The following is a 16,860-nucleotide window of genomic DNA, read 5'->3' as shown; positions in this document are numbered from 1 at the left end:
CCAATGGAAGTGACCGAGGCAGAACGCGCGCCGGAACTCGTGTCGAGCAGCGCATCGATCGATCTTTTTTGCGACGCGCTCTGGCTCGAACACGGTCTCGCCAAGAACTCGCTCGAAGCGTACCGGCGGGATTTGCGCTTGTTCTCCGAGTGGTTATCGAAGACGCGCGGCGGCACTGTGGACACCGCCACCGAAGCCGACATGAACGGCTATCTCGCCGCCCGCCGCGCGGACAAGGCAACGTCTGCCAACCGCCGGTTGTCGGTTTTTCGACGCTACTACGCGTGGGCATTGCGAGAGCATCGCGCGCCCGCCGATCCCACCCTGAAGCTGCGTTCGGCCAAACAGGCCCCGCGCTTTCCCAAGACCTTGAACGAAGCCCAGGTCGAGGCGTTGCTGAACGCGCCGGATGTGGAAACCGCACTTGGGCTACGCGACCGGACCATGCTTGAGTTGATGTACGCGAGTGGTTTGCGCGTGACCGAACTCGTGACGTTGAAAACGGTGGAGGTGGGTTTGAACGAAGGCGTGGTGCGCGTGATGGGCAAGGGGTCGAAGGAGCGCCTTATCCCGTTCGGGGCGGTCGCGCACGACTGGATCGAGCGATATTTGCGCGAGTCGCGGCCGGCCTTGCTTGGCGCGCGCGCCGCCGATGCGCTGTTCGTCACCACGCGCGGCGAAGGCATGACGCGCCAGCAATTCTGGAACATCATCAAGCGCCACGCGCTCACCGCCGACGTGCGCGCGCCGCTCTCACCGCACACCTTGCGGCATGCGTTCGCCACGCACTTGCTGAACCACGGCGCCGATTTGCGCGTGGTTCAAATGCTGCTCGGCCATACCGATATCTCCACCACGCAGATCTACACCCACGTCGCGCGTGAGCGGCTGAAGACGCTGCATCACGACCACCATCCGCGCGGCTGAGGGTGCAAGCGGGTCCAAGCAGGTCCAACGGCTCCGAGCTTAAAGCTGGTCCCTGAGCTTGTGCTTCAACACCTTCCCCGTCGATGCCGCCGGCAGCGCGGCCAGCACGCGGATCTCGGCGGGGCGCTTGTAAGGCGCAAGACGGTCCGCACACCACTGGACGATATCGTCGGGTAGCGCATGCACCGACGGCAGCAGTTCGACGAACGCAATCACTTCCTCGTTGCCCTCGACCGCGCGCCCGATCACCGCCGATTGCAGCACATCGGGATGTGAGTTCAGCACGTTCTCGACTTCAGCCGGATACACGTTGAAGCCTGAACGAATGATCAGCTCCTTGCTGCGCCCGACGATATACAGCGCGCCATCCCGGGCCTGACGCGCGAGGTCGCCGGTTTTGAGCCAGCCATCTTCCGTGACCGTCGCCCGCGTCTGCGCTTCATTGCGGTAATACCCGAGCATCACGTTCGGCCCGCGCACCCATAGTTCGCCGACTTCACCCGGCGCCACATCCACGCCATCCAGCGCGACGAATCTCAGTTCGATACCGGGTATGGGGTCTCCTGCCGAGCAGTCATCGCGTGGCGTGTCGAGCATGGTTTGCGATATGGTCGGGCTGCTTTCCGTCATGCCATAGCCGTTGTGCAGCGGCACCTTGTACAAGCCTTCGACACGCGCCTTCAGCGCGGCATCGAGCGCAGACCCGCCGGAATACGCGAAGCGCAACGCGGGTGCGCGCCACGGCGTACCGCTCGTCTGCACCTGTTCGACGAGCTTTGCGTGCATGGCCGGCACGCCCTGGAAGATCGAAACGTTCTCTTCGGCCAACGCCCGTCGCACGGCATCGGGCGCGAAGCGCGGCGCGAGCCGGAGCGTGGCTCCCGCGTACAGGCTGCCAAGACAGACCGACGCCAGCCCATAGATGTGCGTAATCGGCAGCACGGCGTACACCATGTCCTGAGGCGTCACGCGCCGCAATGTGCTGGACATGGCCGCGATAAACAACACGTTGCGATGCGACAGCATCACGCCCTTTGGTGCGCCCGTCGTGCCCGTGGTGTAGATCAGCGCGGCGCATTGACGGGCCGGATCGGTTTCAACAGGCTCCGGAGACGCGGTTTCATCGACGATAAAACGCCACGCGCCCACGTTTGTTGCCGCTGCCGCTTCAGCAGCATTCAACCGATCCGCATGATTCGCGGCATCCGTCGATGCATCGACGGTGAACGCTATCACTCGCGGCTTTGCGTGAGCGCGGATCGCGTCGACTTCGCTTGCCGAAAGCCGGGCGTTCGTGAGCAAACACCACGCGTCGAGTTTCGCCGCAGCGAACATCAGCACGACTTGCGCCACGCAATTCTCACTCACGATCATCACGCGATCGCCGCCTTGCACGCCGGCTTGCGTGAGCTGGCGGGCGGTGTCGTCGACGGCTCGCACGAGTTCCGCTGCGTTCAACCGCCGCTCGTCTTCGATCAATACAACGTGCTGCGGATCGCGGGCGGCGAGGCGCGCTGGAATATCGGAAATACGCGTGGGCAATGCGGCCAGCAAGGCGGCGACATCAACGTCCATTTCAAATCTCCGTGCCGCGCATGAGTCCGCGCGCGATGATCACTTGTTGAATCTGCGATGTGCCTTCGTAAAGCCTGAAGAGCCGCACGTCGCGATAAAAACGTTCGATACCGTACTCCGAGATATACCCCGCGCCACCGTGCACCTGCACCGCGCGATCGGCTACGCGGCCGCACATCTCGGTGGCGAAATATTTGGCGCACGACGCTTCTATGGACACGTCGCGGCCCTCGTCGCGGCGGCGGGCGGCATCGAGCACCATGCATTCGGCCGCGTAGATCTCGGTCTTGCTGTCGGCGAGCATGGCCTGAACCAGTTGGAATTCGACAATCGGCTGGCCGAATTGCTTGCGTTCCATGGCATAGGCGAGGGCGTCGCGCAGCATCCGTTTGGCCGCTCCAATAGCGATGGCCGCAATGTGCAAACGGCCTTTATCGAGCACTTTCATGGCCGTCTTGAAACCCACGCCCTCCACGCCGCCGATCAGTTGCGCGGCCGGAATGCGGCAATTCTCGAATATGACGTCGCACGTGTGCGCGCCGCGCTGGCCCATTTTCCTGTCGGGTTTGCCGAGCGACAACCCCGGCGATTCCCGCTCGACAATAAACGCGGAAATGCCGCTCGCGCCTTTGGCGTCGCTCGTGCGCGCCATCACGGTAAAGATGCCGGCTTCCGGCGCGTTCGTGATGAAGCGCTTCGTGCCGTTCAGCACGTAGTGGTCGCCGTCCCTGCGCGCCGTGGTTTTCAGCGACGCCGCGTCCGAACCCGCGTCCGGCTCGGTCAGGCAGAACGAGCCGATCAGATCGCCCGCGGCGAGCTTCGGCAGATAGTGCTGCTTCTGTTCCTCGCTGCCGTCGAGCAGAATGCCGATGGAGCCAATGCCGTTGTTCGTACCGATCACGGATCTGAATGCCGGCGATGTCTGGCCGAGTTCGAACGCCACGCGCACTTCCTCTTCCATTGTCAGGCCGAGTCCGCCGTAAGCCTCGGGAATGGTCAGCCCGAACAGGCCGATCTCGCGCATGGCGGCGAGCACGTCGGCGGGAATCTGATCGGTGTCGTCGACTTCCGCTTCACGCGGCATGAGCGTTTCGCGGACGAAACGGCGGATGGCGTCTTCAAGCAGCGTCTGGGTTTCTGAATCGCGAATCACGTTGAATCTCCTGTGTCGACCGGAGTTGGCGCTTTAGCGCCTTACTCCGGTCCCATGCAGTTTGTCCGCGGTCGGCGGGAGTTAGCGCTTTAGCGCTTACTCCGGCCCCATGCGTTACTCTGGTCCCATGCAATATGGTGGCTGGATCGTATAACGCCGGATGAGCAATTCCGAACGATCGTGCCACATGAAATCAGCTTGCACAATCAGCCGTTCGGCCGATGGTGGCCGTGCTTTCGCGCCGCTACAATGCCGTCATGTCCAAGGTAAAACACATTTCCGAGACCCCGGCGACGCAGTTTTTGCGTCGGCACAAGGTCGCGTTCGGCGAGCATCCTTATGAGTATGTCGAGCATGGTGGCACGGAAGAATCGGCGCGCCAGCTTGGTGTGGATGAACATTGCGTGGTCAAGACGCTCGTGATGGAGGATGAACATGCGAAGCCGCTGATCGTGCTCATGCACGGCGATAAAACGGTGTCGACCAAGAATCTTGCCCGGCAGATTGGCGCGAAGCGCGTTGAGCCGTGCAAGCCGGAAGTGGCCAATCGGCATTCAGGGTTCTTGATCGGCGGCACATCGCCATTTGGCACGAGGAAGGCGATGCCGGTGTACGTGGAATCGACCATCCTGGACCTGGACACCATCTATCTGAACGGCGGACGGCGCGGGTATCTGGTGAGCATCGCGCCGCCAGTTCTGACCGACCTGCTGAAGGCCACGCCCGTGAGTTGCGCGAGCGTCGATTAAAATGCGCGTCCTGAAGTCTTGCTCATGTCTCGCGGTCACATCCCCGTCTACGCTTGGCGTTCCCGAAGATAAGAAGAAATCAATGAACAATGTGATTGTCGCTGTGGTGGCTTACCTGATCGGCTCGATCTCGTTTGCGGTGGTTGTCAGTTCGGCCATGGGTCTTGCCGACCCGCGCTCGTACGGCTCCGGCAACCCGGGCGCAACGAACGTGCTGCGCACGGGCAACAAGCTGGCGGCCATCCTGACGCTCCTCGGCGATGCGTTCAAAGGCTGGCTGCCCGTATGGTTCGTCGTGCATTTCGGCGCCCGGTTCGGGCTGGATTCCACGGCTATCGCGCTGGCGGCCATCGCCGTGTTTCTCGGGCATGTGTTCCCGATATTCTTCAAGTTTCAGGGCGGCAAAGGTGTAGCGACGGCAGCAGGCGTGCTGCTCGCCATCAACCCGGTGTTGGGGCTGGCCACCTTGCTGACGTGGGTGATCATCGCGGTCTTCTTCCGGTATTCATCGCTGGCAGCGTTGGTGTCGGCGGTATTCGCGCCGTTCTTCGATGTCTTTCTTTTCGGCCCCAGCCGTATCTCGCTAGCCGTTGCCGCGATGAGCGCGCTGCTGATCTGGCGGCATCGCGGGAATATCAAGAAGCTGCTGGATGGGAAGGAGAGCCGGATTGGCGAGAAGAAGCGGGCGGCGGAAGCGGTTGAATAAAGCGCTGTAGAACTGCGCCGCGAAAGCAAGAAAGCCGCCCCGAAGGCGGCTTTCTTTCACTCAGAGTCCTGCAGTGATCCGACTGGCAGACGGAGTGGATCTTTCCGTCGTCATCGGTGTGTTCCAAAACGGAACCTACTGCAAAATAGCAACAACTCACCGCCCGAGTGCCGATTGGCCAAACTCAGGCGCCTGGCGAACACCACGACTCAATCGCGGAAATTATTGAAATCCAGCGGCGTGTCCGTCACGTCCTTCTTCAGCAAGGCAATAGCGCTTTGCAGGTCGTCGCGCTTCGTACCGTTGATGCGCACCGCGTCGCCTTGAATGCTCGCCTGGACCTTGATCTTGCTGTCCTTGATCATCTTGACGATTTTCTTCGCCAGATCGCCGGTCACACCCTTCTTGATCTCGACGACCTGTTTCAGCTTGTCGCCGCCAATCTTCTCGATCTTGCCGTAGTCGAGAAAACGCACGTCCACATTGCGTTTTGCGAGCTTCGACAACACCACGTCCTTGACTTGGCCGAGCTTGAAATCGTCGTCGGCAAAAAGCGTCAGATCACGATCCTTTTGCTCGACGCGCGCGTCCGAACCCTTGAAGTCGAAGCGCGTGGCAATTTCCTTGTTCGATTGTTCGATGGCGTTTTTCACCTCGATCATGTTTGCTTCGCTGACGACGTCAAACGATGGCATCTGCATTCCCCTTCGTTGAGGCGAGGCGTGACGTAAGGCTCGCACGCACTCGCTATAATCACGGACCACCGTCATTCTACCGATGCCGTCCCGGTTTGCCCAAGGCCGCCCCTGATCTGACCCAAGCGCTTCCTCAATGTCCGAGTTCCAACTTCTCTCCGATTACCCGCTGCTCGCGCATAACACGTTCGGTTTCGACGTCCGCGCCAAGTATGCCGTTCGGCTGACGGAAGAAGCGCAGATTCCGGCGCTTGCTCGCGACGCCCGACTGAACGGCCTGCCGCAGCTAGTGCTCGGCGGCGGCAGCAACGTCGTGCTGACGCGCAATTTTGACGGCGTCGCGTTGCTCGTCGAACTGCGCGGCCGCCGCGTGATCAATGAAGATAGCGAAGCCATTTTTGTAGAAGCCGGCGCGGGGGAAAACTGGCACGAATTCGTCGCGTGGACGTTGTCGCAAGGCTTGCCCGGGCTCGAAAATCTCGCGCTGATTCCCGGCACGGTGGGCGCGGCGCCGATTCAAAACATAGGCGCCTACGGGCTCGAAATGGGCGAGCGCTTCGAGCGTTTGCGGGCGATTGAATTGTCGACGGGAGAAACGCGGGAATTTGATCGCGATGCGTGCGCGTTCGGCTACCGCGACAGTTTTTTCAAGCAGGACGGGCGCGGGCGTTTTGTGATTGTATCGGTGACCTTTCGTCTGCCGAAAGCGTGGACGCCACGCGCGGATTACGCGGATATCGCGCGTGTGCTTGAGAAAAGTGGCGCGAACGATCCCCAAGTTATCTTCGATGCGGTCGTCGCCGTGCGTCAGACAAAGTTGCCCGACTGGCGGGTGCTTGGAAACGCGGGGAGTTTCTTCAAGAACCCGGTGATAAGCGCTACAGCTTTCGACGCACTGAAGGCGCTTGAACCCGATCTCGTGTCTTACAAGCAGCAGGATGGCCAGTTCAAACTGGCCGCAGGCTGGCTGATCGACCAATGCGGCTGGAAAGGCCGCGCGATCGGTGCGGCCGCTGTGCACGATCGGCAGGCGCTGGTTCTGGTGAACCGTGGCGGCGCGTCGGGTGCACAAATCCTGGAGCTCGCCGCAGCCATTAAACGCGACGTACACGCGCGTTTCGCGGTCGAGCTTGAAGCGGAGCCGGTGTGTCTTTGATTTAAAAAGCTGCTGCGAAAGATCTATTGTGGTCGTCGAGTGAGACATCAAGGCCCAACAACAAAAAACCCGCCAGGCAGGCGGGTTTTTCATTGCAGCACCAACAAATCCAGACTAACTCAACCACCACGCTTGCGACGTGCGTTCTCCGCAATCCGCATCCGCAACGCGTTCAACTTGATGAACCCGCCAGCATCGGCCTGATCGTACGCGCCGCCGTCGTCATCGAACGTTGCGATGTTCTTGTCGAACAGCGTTTCCTTCGAATCGCGCGCAACCACCGTCACGCTGCCCTTGTACAGCTTCACGCGCGTCCAGCCGTTGACCTTGTCCTGCGTATGGTCGATCAGCACTTGCAGCGCGCGGCGCTCCGGGCTCCACCAGTAGCCGTTGTAAATCAGCGCGGCGTAACGTGGCATCAGATCGTCCTTCAAGTGCGCCACTTCGCGATCCAGCGTGATCGACTCAATCCCACGATGCGCCTTGAGCATGATCGTGCCGCCCGGCGTTTCATAACAACCGCGCGACTTCATGCCGACATAGCGGTTCTCGACCAGATCCAGCCGGCCGATGCCATGCTTGCCACCAATTGCATTCAATTCCGTCAGCATATCCGCCGGCGACAAACGCTTGCCGTTCAGCGCAACCGGATCGCCCTTCTCGTATTCGATATCCAGATATTCCGGCTGATCCGGCGCGTCTTCGGGCGCGACCGTCCAGCGCCACATATCGGGTTCGGCTTCGGCCTTCGGATCTTCCAGATGACGGCCTTCGAACGAAATATGCAGCAGGTTCGCGTCCATGGAGTAGGGCGCGCCGCCTTGCTTGTGCTTCATTTCGATAGGAATGCCCGCCTTTTCCGCGTAAGCCAGCAGCTTTTCACGTGACAGCAGATCCCATTCACGCCACGGCGCGATTACCTTGATACCCGGTTCGAGCGAGTAATAACCCAACTCGAAACGCACCTGGTCGTTGCCCTTGCCGGTCGCGCCGTGCGACACGGATTGCGCGCCAACGGCACGGGCGATCTCGATCTGGCGTTTCGCGATCAGCGGACGCGCGATCGACGTGCCGAGCAAGTACTCGCCTTCATAAACGGTATTGGCGCGGAACATCGGGAACACGAAGTCGCGGACAAACTCCTCACGCAGATCTTCGATAAAAATGTTGTCCTGCTTGATGCCGAGCTGCAGCGCTTTCTTGCGCGCCGGTTCGAGTTCTTCGCCCTGACCGATGTCAGCGGTGAACGTCACGACTTCGGCGTCGTAGTTGTCCTGCAACCACTTCAGGATGACGGAGGTATCGAGGCCGCCTGAGTAGGCGAGCACGACTTTTTTGATATCGCTCATGGTGAACTCGTATGGCTGGAAAACGGTGTGCGCCGGGCTTTCAGCGCGCGGAAAACCGCTATTTTGACATCAAATGGCGGCTGTTCCGCATTTTCGGGGCGACACGGCGTTTCGATGGAAACGCCGCGCGGTTAGCTAAACGCTGCAATCGGCGCAATCAGGCAGCGCATTCAAGCCGCTCAATGATTGAGTTTGCCGAGCAGCAGATATTCCATCAACGCCTTCTGGACGTGCAGCCTGTTTTCGGCTTCGTCCCACACGACGCTCTGCGGGCCGTCGATCACCTCTGCGCTCACTTCCTCGCCGCGATGCGCCGGCAGGCAGTGCATGAAGAGGGCGTCCGGATTCGCGCGTGCCATCATGTCCGAGTCGACACACCAGTCGGCGAACGCTTTCTTGCGCACTTCGTTCTCGGCTTCGAAACCCATGCTGGTCCAGACGTCGGTGGTAACCAGGTCGGCGCCGGTGCAGGCGTCGTTCGGATCGGCGAATTCTTCATAGAACGGTGCGCTGTCGGGCAAAACCAGCGAATGGTCGAGCGTATAACCCGGCGGCGTGGACAGGCGCAATTTGAAGCCGAGAATCTGCGCGGCTTCGATCCACGTGTACAGCATGTTGTTCGCGTCGCCGACCCAGGCCACGGTTTTCCCCGCGATGGGGCCGCGCAGTTCGTAGTAGGTGAAGACGTCGGCCAGGACTTGACACGGGTGATATTCGTTCGTCAGACCGTTGATCACCGGCACGCGCGAATTTTCGGCGAAGCGCTGGATGATGTGCTGGCCGAACGTGCGGATCATAATGATGTCTACCATGCGCGACACCACTTGCGCCGCGTCCTCGATCGGTTCACCGCGGCCCAGCTGCGTGTCGCGTGTGCTGAGGAACACGGCATGGCCGCCAAGCTGGAAGATACCCGCTTCGAACGAGAGCCGCGTACGCGTTGAATTCTTCTCGAAGATCATCGCCAGCGTGCGGTCGTGCAGCGGATGGTAGGTCTCGTAGCTCTTGAACTTACGCTTGAGAATACGCGCGCGTTCGAGCACGTAGTCATAGTCGTCGAGAGAGAAATCCTTGAACTGCAAATAATGGCGAATTTTTTTTTCGGTCATGAAAAATGCGTACGGCGGCTTCAGCCGGCAATTACGCCGGACGGCGCCGCCGTCGTGGTGGTATCGAATTTCAGCATAAAGGAATTTCCGGCGTTTGACGAGGTCGCCAATTAGCCGATGCGCGCCGCCATACACCGTCTGGCGCGGTTTAGAGGCTTTGTGTGCAGTGCGGAAAAAGGGCCTCTGCTGTATAATCCGCCAGGTTTCTCCGGCAGTCCTGATACCTTTCGACTGCTTACGAAGCAGATCCATTCGCGGGCTTAAGCAGAGCCAACCCGCGCGGCTAAACACGCAGATTTAACGTTTGCTTTTCAACGTTGCATTGAGCGGGAGTCAGAGCAGTTCGCGGTCACGCGAGTTCGTCTCGCCGGCGCCTGCCTATGCGCCCGGCAGTCCGTCTGGCGGACCGCCGTGAACGGCGCATGATGAGTTGACTGCGCGAGTTGATAGCGCGCTCAAAGCGACTCGGGCGACGCCGTGATCTTGCCGATGAGTGGTCAATGAGCGGGTAGATGCAGGTCGAAGAAAGAGGCTGGGTCTTACCGGCCGCGACGCTGCCGGACGAGGCGGAGTTCAGCGCCGGGGGTTGCAGCCGATGACTTTCCGGTTCACCTTGCCAACCATGCATGCGCGTTCGCCGGCGTTCTCCGCCGATCGTCAAACAGGTATTCCTACATGGCCGAAACAATTCCAACCGAATACTTCATCCAGGGCATTACGTCGAACGGCAAGACTTTTCGGCCGAGTGACTGGTCGGAACGGCTTTGCGGCGTGATGTCAGGGTTCGGCCCGGGCAAGCGCGGTCCCAACGCCCGGTTGCAGTATTCCGTCTATGTGCGCCCGACCCTGCTCGGTAATGTGAAGACGGTGATCCTCGATTCCCGATTGCGTGACATCGAGCCTATGGCTTTCGATTTCGTGATGAACTTCGCCAAAGACAACGATCTTCTGGTGACGGAGGCGTGCGAGTTGCCGCCGCATCATGCCACGCAGCAACAACATGGTTGACCGCGTGACCAACTAAGCGGAAGGGGCCTTTGAGAAGAGAAGGCCCCCTTATTAATGCGCACGACAAAAAACCCGCTATTAGCGGGTTTTTTTATTGCTGCGTTCCGTTACCGAGGCGTCAGGACAACTCGGAACAAAAGCAGCAGCCTGTCACGCGCCCGTCAAACTGAGGCACGCAATGGGCGACTACCAGAATCCTTAAGCAGCAGTTGCTTGCAGACCCTTGATAGCAGCCGACAGACGGCTCTTATGGCGAGCAGCCTTGTTCTTGTGAACGATGCGCTTGTCCGCAATGATGTCGATGGTCTTGACCGACGTCTTGTAGATTTCCGCAGCCTTGGCTTGGTCGCCGGCGTCGATTGCCTTGCGAACGGCCTTGATGGCAGTGCGGAATTTCGAGCGCAGCGCCGAGTTGTGCGAGTTTGCCTTGGCGCCTTGACGGGCGCGCTTGCGGGCTTGTGCTGTATTTGCCATGACGGTTCCTTATCCTGTTCCAGCTATGTGTTTCAGCGCTTCCCGTTTTGCTTCTGGATCGGATCCAACTCAATGCTGGTCCGACTCCACACAAGATAAAACGAGGTCAATCCGATGCGCTGTTTATGATCAAACCCTCGGGATCGATTGCCCGAAAGCGCAAAAACGTCGAAAGAAGACGCGAAGCCGCCGTGCTTTGTACTTCGTCAGCAACGTACCTAAAAGTGCCGAAGGCAGATTCAGGAGCTTCGAAACCGGCGATTATAGCAACGAAATCATGGGGCTGGCAAGCGCAGCTGGTTTTTTGCCCGGCGTCGCAGGGAAGCAACCGCAGCGAACCCGGACGCAGCCTAGCGGGTACACGGGGGTACACGCGAGCAGCACACGAACTACCTGCGCGCGGCCCAAGTTGCAAATTCTAACGATTCCGCAAATGCTGCAACGCGTCGCGTTCATAATGCGGCCCGTATAATAAGCCCCCCATGAATCTATTCCGAGCCCTACTGACGGTCAGCGGCTTCACGCTGCTCTCCCGCGTGACCGGCCTGGTCCGCGAAACGCTGATCGCGCGAGCCTTCGGCGCCAGTCAATTCACCGACGCGTTCTACGTCGCGTTCCGCATACCGAACCTGTTGCGGCGCCTGTCCGCTGAAGGAGCGTTCTCGCAGGCGTTCGTGCCTATCCTCGCCGAGTTCAAGAACACGGAAGGCCACGACGCCACCAAGGCCCTCGTCGACGCCATGTCGACCGTGCTCGCCTGGGCGCTGGCAGTTGTATCGCTGGCAGGCGTGGCGGGCGCGTCCTGGGTCGTGTTCGCCGTGGCGTCCGGGCTGGAGCACGACGGCCGCGCGTTCGGCCTTGCGGTGACCATGACCCAGATCATGTTCCCGTACATCATCTTCATCTCGCTGACATCGCTGGCGTCCGGGGTACTCAACACCTACCGGCAGTTCTCCCTGCCCGCATTCGCGCCCGTGCTGCTCAACGTGTCGTTCATCGCGGCCGCCATCTTCCTCGCGCCGCATCTGAAAGTGCCGGTCTATGCGCTCGCCTATGCGGTGATCGTTGGCGGGATTTTGCAGTTTCTCGTGCAACTTCCCGGACTCAAGAAGATCGACATGATCCCGCGCATCGGCCTGAATTTCTTCCGTGCATTGCGGCATCCAGGCGTCAAGCGCGTGCTGATCAAGATGGTCCCCATGACGTTCGGCGTGTCGGTTGCCCAACTGAGCCTGATCATCAATACGAACATTGCATCGCGGCTCGGCCCGGGCGCTGTGTCGTGGATCAATTACTCCGATCGCCTGATGGAATTCCCCACCGCGCTGCTCGGCGCGGCGTTGGGCACCATCCTGCTGCCAAGCCTCTCGAAGGCGCACGTGGACGCCGATCCGGTCGAATATTCGGCGCTCCTCGACTGGGGGCTGCGCATCACGTTCCTGATGGCGGCGCCCAGTGGGGTCGCGCTGTTTTTCTTTGCTGTTCCGCTGACGGCGACGCTGTTCCACTACGGCAAATTCGATGCGCATTCCGTCGTCATGGTCGGCCGGGCGTTGTCGGCGTATGGAGTCGGGCTGGTCGGACTGATCCTGATCAAGATCCTCACGCCCGGTTTTTACGCGAAACAGGACATCAAGACGCCGGTGATCATCGGCATTATTGTTTTGATTGCCATTCAGCTCAGCAATCTGATTTTCGTGCCAATTTTCGCGCACGCTGGCTTGACGCTGTCGATCGGCCTGGGCGCCTGCGTGAACGCAACCCTATTGTTCATCGGCTTGAGGAAACGCGGAATTTACCAACCCTCGCCGGGATGGACGCGCTTCTTCGCGCAACTTGTCGGCGCGTGCCTCGTGCTCGCTGGCGTCATGCATTGGGTGGCGGGCAATTTCGACTGGATCGGCATGCGCGCCGCGCCTCTGGAGCGAATCATGCTGCTCGGTGCAAGCCTGGTCGTATTCGGTGCGCTATATTTCGGTATGCTCTCCGCGATGGGTTTTAAATACGCGTATTTCAGAAGGCGAACGCTGCAATGACGACGACGCGCATCCTCGACTATTTCACCTCGCTAGTGGCGGAGGACGACAGTCTGCCGCTCACCGAGGCGGCGTTGGCGCTCGCCCAGGATGCGTATCCGGATCTCGATTTGCAGGGCGTGCTGGCCGAGATCGACGAGCTGGTTTTGCGCGTGCGCCGCCGTATGCCCGATGACGCCGACATCAAGCAAAAAGTCGGCGTGCTGAATCGTTTCTTCTTCCGCGAGCTGGGTTTCACCAGCAATCTCAACGATTACTACGACCCCGATAACAGCCATCTGAACATGGTGCTGAAGCGGCGTCGCGGGATTCCAATTTCGCTGGCCGTCGTGTATCTGGAGATGAGCGAGCAGCTCGGTATTCCGGTGCGTGGCGTGTCGTTTCCGGCGCACTTCCTGCTGCGCGTGACCACGCCCGACGGCGACGTGATGCTCGATCCGACCACCGGCCATTCACTGTCCGAATCGGCGATGGTCGAGATGCTCGAGCCCTATGTGCAGCGAGTGGGCGAGTCCATTGGCAGCGCGCTACGGGTCTTGTTGCAGCCGGCCACGCGCCGGGAAATCATCGGACGAATGCTGCGTAACCTGAAGAGCATCTATCTTCAGACAGAGCGCTGGCAACGGCTGCTCGCCGTGCAGCAACGGCTGGTGATCCTGATGCCGGGAAGTATTGAAGAAGTGCGCGATCGGGGCTTCGCTTACGCGCGCCTGGATTACTTGCGCCCGGCGATGGAAGACCTGCGTCGATACCTCGACGATCGGCCCGAGGCCGAAGACGCGACCGTCGTGGAGACGGAGTTGCACGAGCTGCGTCAGCGTACGCAGCACGACGGCGAGTAAGTTGTTTCCGTATTGCTAAAACCCCATTAAAAAAACGGCGGCACATCATTTCGATGGCCGCCGTTTTGTCGTGGCGCGTGAGCCCGTGAGCTAGCCGCTACCCGTCGCGTCTCGCCGAGCCGCAAAACTTACTTCGGCTGCATCCGGATCGCGCCATCCAGGCGAATCACTTCGCCGTTGAGCATGGGGTTGTCGAAGATCTGCTTGACCAGCATGGCGTACTCGTTCGGTTTGCCGAGACGCGAGGGGAACGGCACCATCGCGCCGAGCGCATCCTGCACTTCCTGCGGCATGCCGAGCAGCATCGGCGTTTCGAAGATGCCCGGCGCAATCGTCATCACGCGAATGCCGTTGCGCGACAAATCACGTGCGATCGGCAGCGTCATGCCCACCACGCCGCCTTTCGATGCCGCATAAGCCGCCTGACCGATCTGGCCATCGTAAGCCGCCACCGATGCCGTGCTCACTATCACGCCTCGTTCGCCCGCGGCATTCGGTTCGTTCTTCGACATGGCCGCCGCCGCCAGCCGGATCATGTTGAACGTGCCGATCAGATTCACGCCGATAGTCTTGGCGAACAGATCGAGCGCATGCGGGCCATCCTTGCCCACCGTCTTCGCTGCCGGCGCGATGCCCGCGCAGTTGACCAGCCCGCGCAAACTGCCGAGTTGCGTCGCGGCTTCCACGGCGCGAAGGCCATCTTCCTCGCGGCTCACGTCGCATTTCACGAACACACCGCCAAGTTCCTTCGCCAGTTTCTCGCCGGCGGCTTCGTTCATGTCGGCGAGCACGACCTTGCCGCCATGGTCGCGGATAAGCTGGGCTGTCGCCGCGCCGAGGCCCGATGCGCCGCCGGTGACGAGAAAAACGTTGTCCTGGATGTCCATGCTGTGTGCTCCTTGATGAGGGTTATACGTAAAACGTGACTCCGCGTTCGTCCCGAGGATCGCTCAGAACGAAAAACCCGCTCGGCCGATGGAGCGCGAGCGGGTTTCGGAAGGCGTGCCCCGAGCGCCCGGGTATGAGCGCTCGGTGGCGATCAGGTCAATGCATCGAACACGCGCGTGCGGATTTCATCGACGGCGCCAAGACCCGAGATCCGCCGATACTCCGGCGCCTTCAGGCCATTGTTGTCGCCATGTTTGGACCAGGTGTTGTAGTACTCGATCAACGGCTTGGTCTGCGCAACGTACACGTCGAGCCGCTTCTTCACGGTCTCTTCCTTGTCGTCATCGCGCTGGATCAGCGGCTCGCCGGTGACGTCGTCCTTTCCTTCCTGCTTCGGCGGATTGAACTTGATGTGATAAGTACGGCCCGACGCCGCATGCACGCGACGCCCGCTCATGCGCTCGATGATGTCCTCGAACGGCACGTCGATCTCAAGCACGTAGTCGATAGCAACACCGGCTTGCTTCATGGCGTCGGCTTGGGGAAGCGTGCGCGGGAAACCGTCGAAGAGATAACCGTTCGCGCAGTCCGGTTCCTGCAGGCGTTCTTTCACGAGGTTGATGATGAGCGTGTCCGGCACGAGTTCGCCGGCGTCCATGAAGCGCTTGGCTTCCACGCCGAGCGGCGAACCCGCTTTCACGGCGGCGCGCAGCATGTCGCCCGTCGAGATCTGCGGGATGCCGAACTTTTCCTTGATGAAGGTGGCCTGGGTGCCCTTGCCGGCGCCGGGGGCGCCCAACAGGATCAAACGCATGGTGATATCTCCGAATCGAATAGAAACCGCTGCGCTGCGAGGCTTATTCTTGCATCCGGTCGCTGTGGCACATCGCCCGGTTGAAGCCGCAAACGAGGCGCGACGAGCCGAATTCGGGAGACGGCGCGGCACCAGTCGACACGGGCGCTCAGGAGCGTTGGCGCTGACCGGAAGGCTCGCGCTACTGGCCGATTATGCCATGCATCGTCACAATGGCGGCCCGAATCCGAGGCCCGAAAGCCCGGAAAGTCGCGCGCAGCGGGGGTTAACGCGAGTTGATCGACAGTGACGCACAGCGCTAGGACGACGTGAAAACGAGCTGATTTCGCGGGATGCTGCCGCTTCGGGGCGCGGCGAAAATGCCGGTGATCAGCAGACGTCCGGCGCAATGACAGTAGAACTGCCGGAAGGGTTGCTGCAGCATAAACATGGCTTATGCGAGGCTTATGTGTGGCTTGGTGGCCTTATGCGCAGCGATCCGCCGCAGGCCCCCCGGAAGTGGACTGCGGCCGGAACGCGGTCAACGGCCGCTTCCTGTCTCGCAGCCCGTCTCGATTCCCGCCCCGTTATGCCGACGCGCTAAACAGCGCGCGGACGCGGGCCAGATCAGCGGGGGTATCGACACCCGGCGGCGGCGCGTCGTTCGTCGTCAGCACTGCGATGCGCTCGCCGTGCCAGAGCGCACGCAGTTGTTCGAGCGCTTCCGCTTCTTCGATCGGCGCCACGGACAGCGTGGGATAAACCCGCAAGAACTTCACGCGATACGCATACAAGCCGATATGGCGCAACACATTGGCGGGAACGGACGGACGCGCGCCGAGCGCAGCGACATTCGGCCAGTCCTTCTGCCACGCGTCGCGCGACCACGGAATCGGCGCGCGCGAAAAATACAGCGCGACGCTCTTCGAATCCAGCACGACTTTCACCACGTTCGGATTGAAGACATCGGCCGGATCGTGGATGGGATGCGCAGCGGTCGCAATCGCGCACGACGGGTGCGCCGCGAGATGCGCCGCCACGTTGCGCACGAGCGCTGGGTCGATCAAGGGTTCGTCGCCTTGCACATTGACCACGATGGTGTCGTCGCTCCAGCCGAAATGCGTCGCGACTTCGGCGAGCCGGTCCGTACCGTTCGGATGATCGGCGCGAGTGAGCAGCGCTTCGAAACCATGTTCCTTCGCGACGTCGACCACGCGCGGGGAATCGGTGGCGATCAGCACTTGCAGCGCGCCCGATAAACGCGCGCGCTCGGCGACGCGCACGACCATCGGCTTGCCGCCGATATCCGCCAGCGGCTTGTCCGGCAGCCGCGTGGACGCGAGCCGCGCGGGGACGACGGCGATGAAGGGCGGCGCGACCGGAACGTGTGCGTTCATAAA

General features: G+C 60.8%; 16 protein-coding genes. 7 read left to right on the top strand and 9 right to left on the bottom strand.

All coding sequences use genetic code 11. The features are described 5' to 3' along the window. The first annotated feature begins 3 nt into the window (after window positions 1–3). Window positions 4–927 (top strand): site-specific tyrosine recombinase XerD, encoded by a 924-nt coding sequence (gene xerD, locus ACSQ8V_RS15055; RefSeq protein WP_436206207.1) that lies wholly within the window; start codon window positions 4–6, stop codon window positions 925–927. A 39-nt stretch (window positions 928–966) separates the two neighbouring features. Here xerD and ACSQ8V_RS15050 read toward each other — a convergent pair whose 3' ends face one another. Together ACSQ8V_RS15050 and ACSQ8V_RS15045 are read right to left on the bottom strand one after the other, a co-directional pair. Next, window positions 967–2,502 carry a class I adenylate-forming enzyme family protein gene (locus ACSQ8V_RS15050; RefSeq protein WP_436206206.1) on the bottom strand — a complete coding sequence of 512 codons (1,536 nt, stop codon included), beginning with the start codon at window positions 2,500–2,502 and terminating at the stop codon, window positions 967–969. 1 nt (window position 2,503) lies between these two features. Beyond that, a complete protein-coding gene (locus ACSQ8V_RS15045) occupies window positions 2,504–3,655 on the bottom strand; it encodes an acyl-CoA dehydrogenase family protein (protein ID WP_436206205.1) in 1,152 nt (383 codons plus the stop codon). Between the two features lie 257 nt (window positions 3,656–3,912). Here ACSQ8V_RS15045 and ACSQ8V_RS15040 point away from each other — a divergent pair, with 257 nt between their 5' ends. Both ACSQ8V_RS15040 and plsY read left to right on the top strand, forming a co-directional pair. Further along, complete coding sequence (locus ACSQ8V_RS15040) at window positions 3,913–4,404, top strand: aminoacyl-tRNA deacylase (RefSeq protein WP_213767246.1); 492 nt, start codon at window positions 3,913–3,915, stop codon at window positions 4,402–4,404. An 82-nt stretch (window positions 4,405–4,486) separates the two neighbouring features. Further along, window positions 4,487–5,110: a glycerol-3-phosphate 1-O-acyltransferase PlsY gene (gene plsY, locus ACSQ8V_RS15035; protein ID WP_436206204.1), complete on the top strand. Its 624-nt coding sequence runs from the start codon at window positions 4,487–4,489 to the stop codon at window positions 5,108–5,110. A 209-nt stretch (window positions 5,111–5,319) separates the two neighbouring features. Here plsY and ACSQ8V_RS15030 read toward each other — a convergent pair whose 3' ends face one another. Then, window positions 5,320–5,805 (bottom strand): YajQ family cyclic di-GMP-binding protein, encoded by a 486-nt coding sequence (locus ACSQ8V_RS15030; protein WP_213767248.1) that lies wholly within the window; start codon window positions 5,803–5,805, stop codon window positions 5,320–5,322. A 136-nt stretch (window positions 5,806–5,941) separates the two neighbouring features. On the opposite strand from ACSQ8V_RS15030, the gene murB reads away from it, so the two are divergent. Beyond that, window positions 5,942–6,961 carry a UDP-N-acetylmuramate dehydrogenase gene (gene murB, locus ACSQ8V_RS15025; protein ID WP_436206203.1) on the top strand — a complete coding sequence of 340 codons (1,020 nt, stop codon included), beginning with the start codon at window positions 5,942–5,944 and terminating at the stop codon, window positions 6,959–6,961. Window positions 6,962–7,080: 119 nt separating this feature from the next. Here murB and ACSQ8V_RS15020 read toward each other — a convergent pair whose 3' ends face one another. Together ACSQ8V_RS15020 and argF are read right to left on the bottom strand one after the other, a co-directional pair. After that, window positions 7,081–8,310 carry an argininosuccinate synthase gene (locus ACSQ8V_RS15020; protein WP_213767250.1) on the bottom strand — a complete coding sequence of 410 codons (1,230 nt, stop codon included), beginning with the start codon at window positions 8,308–8,310 and terminating at the stop codon, window positions 7,081–7,083. 179 nt (window positions 8,311–8,489) lie between these two features. Then, on the bottom strand, window positions 8,490–9,419 hold the full coding sequence (gene argF, locus ACSQ8V_RS15015) for an ornithine carbamoyltransferase (RefSeq protein WP_436206202.1): 930 nt from the start codon (window positions 9,417–9,419) through the stop codon (window positions 8,490–8,492). A 675-nt stretch (window positions 9,420–10,094) separates the two neighbouring features. Between argF and ACSQ8V_RS15010 the strand changes: the two genes are divergently transcribed. Further along, a complete protein-coding gene (locus tag ACSQ8V_RS15010) occupies window positions 10,095–10,427 on the top strand; it encodes a DUF3579 domain-containing protein (RefSeq protein WP_213767252.1) in 333 nt (110 codons plus the stop codon). A gap of 198 nt (window positions 10,428–10,625) precedes the next feature. Here the strand turns inward: ACSQ8V_RS15010 and rpsT are convergent, their stop codons facing one another. Continuing rightward, the gene (gene rpsT / locus ACSQ8V_RS15005) at window positions 10,626–10,901 is read right to left on the bottom strand and encodes a 30S ribosomal protein S20 (protein ID WP_089166413.1); all 276 of its coding nucleotides are present in this window, start codon (window positions 10,899–10,901) and stop codon (window positions 10,626–10,628) included. Between the two features lie 482 nt (window positions 10,902–11,383). Here rpsT and murJ point away from each other — a divergent pair, with 482 nt between their 5' ends. Continuing rightward, window positions 11,384–12,937 (top strand): murein biosynthesis integral membrane protein MurJ, encoded by a 1,554-nt coding sequence (gene murJ / locus ACSQ8V_RS15000; protein WP_213767254.1) that lies wholly within the window; start codon window positions 11,384–11,386, stop codon window positions 12,935–12,937. Further along, complete coding sequence (locus ACSQ8V_RS14995) at window positions 12,934–13,779, top strand: SirB1 family protein (protein ID WP_213767255.1); 846 nt, start codon at window positions 12,934–12,936, stop codon at window positions 13,777–13,779. Before murJ ends, ACSQ8V_RS14995 begins: the two co-directional genes overlap by 4 nt. A 128-nt stretch (window positions 13,780–13,907) precedes the next feature. Here the strand turns inward: ACSQ8V_RS14995 and ACSQ8V_RS14990 are convergent, their stop codons facing one another. The 3 genes from ACSQ8V_RS14990 to kdsB form a co-directional block, all read right to left on the bottom strand. Then, window positions 13,908–14,666: a 3-hydroxyacyl-CoA dehydrogenase gene (locus ACSQ8V_RS14990; RefSeq protein WP_213767256.1), complete on the bottom strand. Its 759-nt coding sequence runs from the start codon at window positions 14,664–14,666 to the stop codon at window positions 13,908–13,910. A 152-nt stretch (window positions 14,667–14,818) separates the two neighbouring features. After that, window positions 14,819–15,481 (bottom strand): adenylate kinase, encoded by a 663-nt coding sequence (adk, locus tag ACSQ8V_RS14985; RefSeq protein WP_436182633.1) that lies wholly within the window; start codon window positions 15,479–15,481, stop codon window positions 14,819–14,821. 566 nt (window positions 15,482–16,047) lie between these two features. Then, entirely contained in the window at window positions 16,048–16,857 is an 810-nt protein-coding gene (kdsB, locus tag ACSQ8V_RS14980) for a 3-deoxy-manno-octulosonate cytidylyltransferase (RefSeq protein ID WP_436206201.1), read from the bottom strand. Between the last annotated feature and the right edge of the window lie 3 nt (window positions 16,858–16,860).

The organism is Caballeronia sp. LjRoot31 (assembly GCF_964253885.1).
Taxonomy (GTDB): Bacteria; Pseudomonadota; Gammaproteobacteria; order Burkholderiales; family Burkholderiaceae; genus Caballeronia.
Note: the sequence above shows the minus strand (reverse complement) of the source record. Positions and strands in the feature narration are given on the sequence as shown.